At 59.7% G+C, this 3050-nt stretch carries 1 protein-coding gene and 1 pseudogene; both read left to right on the forward strand.

What is annotated here, in order from left to right; all coding sequences use genetic code 11:
• Nucleotides 1-141 precede the first annotated feature (141 nt).
• Nucleotides 142-2157: a hypothetical protein gene (locus tag PMI40_RS23350; RefSeq protein ID WP_008117225.1), complete on the forward strand. Its 2016-nt coding sequence runs from the start codon at nt 142-144 to the stop codon at nt 2155-2157.
• A 290-nt stretch (nt 2158-2447) separates the two neighbouring features.
• Nucleotides 2448-3050, forward strand: a pseudogene (locus tag PMI40_RS15655) (hypothetical protein); the annotation flags it as partial.

The raw sequence follows: 3050 nt of genomic DNA on the forward strand, positions 1-3050 counted from the left end.
GGCACTGGTGGCGGCACTGGTGGTGGCACAGGCGGTGGCACAGGTGAAGGCCCAGGCGGTGGCACGGGTGGTGGCACTGGCGGCGGCACGGGTGGTGGCACAGGCGGTGGCACATCGCGCACCGTGCCGGCGCTACGAGGGATGAGCAAGGACCAAGGTGCCAGCGATTCGGACCTCATCACCAACAATGGTGATGCCGGGCGAGGCCTGTTCGGCAGCTTGTCCGCGCCGCTGATACCTGGTGAACGACTGCGGGTATCGACCGACGGCGGCACTACCTGGCTGGACGCGTCGATCAACGGCCAGCGATGGACGGTGGTCGATCCCAATGCGCACAGCACCAACTGGACGGTCAAGATGGAAGTGGTCAACGGCAGTGGAAGCGCGGCAACCTATACCCAAGACATCACGCTCGACACTATCGCGCCCAACGCGCCGGTGTCGATCACTCGTAGCGACGATACGGTGACGGTGGGCATCGCCGGTTCCAATGCGGCAGCGGGCGATACATTGCATGTAACGGTTGGGCGCTATACGTTCGACCAGGTCCTGCGGGCGAGCGATATTGCCGCAGGGACCGTACCGATTACCATTCCGTCATTGTTGCTGCCTTCGATACCGCCAGGATCGGTGCTCGGCGCCAGCCTGATCGACCAGGCGGGTAACAGTTCCGCTTACAGGACTCTGGGCGCGGGTTTTGTGGATTTCAATTCCACATTCGCTACCCTGGAAAATGGTGAGATATCAACGACGATATCGCAGGGTGTGAATACCGGCGACCTTCACCTTGCTGGCGTCGGGAATTTCACCTTTGAGTCCAGCGCGGCGCGGGGAAATGTGTTGTCATCAAGCAATGGTATCTTGACGCTCAAGTCCATGATGGGTTACATGAGCCAGGTATCGTTTGAATTGCTTGAAGTCACATCGCCAGGCACCGGAACTCGGGTTACGTTCTATGACGAAGGAGGTCACGTCATTCATGCCACGACCTACGCAGTCAATAAAATGTCGCAGACGGTTTCTTTTACTGCGCCCAGCGGACGCAATCTTTCTTATATCAAACTGGACGCGGCCGAAGGCAGCACTGGGACTGAATTCAAGCTCAATAACTTCAATTACACGGTCGATGGCGTCGCTAAGTCAGTTAATTTCACTCGGCCCTCATTCCGCTGGGATGATGGCAGTGCGATAGGAAATAATACCTTTCTTATACAACCGCATTACCTCAATGGACCCAATGGATTGCAGATCAGTACTGCAGGATGGATATCTCCCTATGCGCCGAACAATGGCGCTGGTAACAATACGACCGGCAATTACCTTACTGTAGGTGCAGACCAGTTGACCACATTTACCTTGCCTGGCAATGGCATGAAGAGTGTAAGCCTGGATGTGGCGGCGGGTACGGCCGGCCATACGGTGACGTTCTACAACGGCCTTGGGCAGTTTCTTCATACCTCCGAGCCATTGTCCGTTGGTGCTAATTGGAATACGGCGCAGCCAATATTTACGCCGGTACGCTTTACTGCGCCAGCTGGCGAGTCAATTGCATATTTCATCGTCAGGACCGTGGGTTTCATTGGAGCCAAGCTTGACAACATCAGTTATTCCAATCATGCCGACAGCTATCTCAATCCGTTCCCGACAGAGTATAAGGTCATGGCTGGCGCTGACGCCTACTATGGCGGCCCTGACAGCGAGACCTTCTTGTTGCCCGAGGTCAGCTATTTCCTATCGTCCAGAGCCGGCGTGCATGGCGGTGCCGGCATCGATACACTCAAGCTGACCGGTGCCAACCAGACCTTGGATCTGAGCACGATGGGCGGCTTTTCGACTGCGGCCAAGATCTCGTCCATCGAAAAGATCGACCTGACCGGCAGCGGTGACAACAAGCTCAAGCTTTCGCTCAACGATGTGCTCAACCTGGGCGGGCGTGACCTGTTCGTGACCGACGGCAAGACGCAGTTCATGGTCAACGGTAATCACGGTGATCGAGTCGAGTTGTCGAAGATGCATGGCAATGGCGTCGATTCCGGCAGCTGGGCCAAGGCCGTCGATACCGTGACGGTGGCAGGCCAGGTATACAACGTCTACGAGCACTCGGTTACCCATGCCGAGTTGCTGGTGCAGCAAGCCGTGGTGACTACGCTGATCTGAGCGGAGAGCCCCCATGATTCCGGGTAAGCGAAGGGCGGCTGTGCGTGCGCCCAGCGCGTGCTCGCGAAACCGGCTCATGCCGCTGCGGGCGAGGGACATCGCTCCCTCGCCGGCGATCTCCCACGCCCGACAACCTTAACCCATCCGCTCGTCGAGCCCGTCCGCCTGCAGGCAGCGCGCTGGCGGCGTGCCCGGTCGTCTGGCCTCATTGAACTAACTTTCCATCCAATGCCGATCGAGCGCGCAAGTGCTGTCAGGCACATCGACCAGCATCATCCATAGGAGTCATCATGCAATCGAAACAACAGCAACAACAGCAACAACAGCAAGTATCGCCCGTCACCCATCCCACCGCCATCCATCGTCGCGTGGCCCGCAAGGCCCTGGTGGCGTTAGGCACGTCGCTGTGCCTTGCCAGTGGCGGTGCCTGGGCCGACGTCGCCCAGCCCTTGGGTGCCGTAACCGAATTGAGCACGCTGGCCGAGTCGCTGCCTGCGCTAGCCCCATTGCCGAGTTCACTGGTGCGGGTGGTCTATTTTCGCGATGCCCACCAGCACGGCGCCACCTCGCCGGCGGCGCGGGTATTTGTCGATGGGCGCTTCCATACCGCGCTGCCGGCAGGCAACTTCGCGATGTTCTGCCTGCCCGCCGGCTTGCACACCCTGGCCAGCCTGGACCGACCCGACGCGTTGTACAGCAGCAGCGCCGGCCTGACGCCGGCCCAACTGCTCATGGGCGGCAATACCTATGTGGTCCAGGCCGGCAATGCACCGATGTCGCAGCCGGCCAGCATGATCGACGGCACCGGTCCGCAGGCGGCGCGCTACACGATGAACCAGTCGCGCCTGCTGTCGCGGGCGCGGACGGTGGCTTGCCCGGTGCAGCAGGCGAGC

Source organism: Herbaspirillum sp. YR522 (assembly GCF_000282575.1).
GTDB lineage: Bacteria > Pseudomonadota > Gammaproteobacteria > Burkholderiales > Burkholderiaceae_D > Herbaspirillum.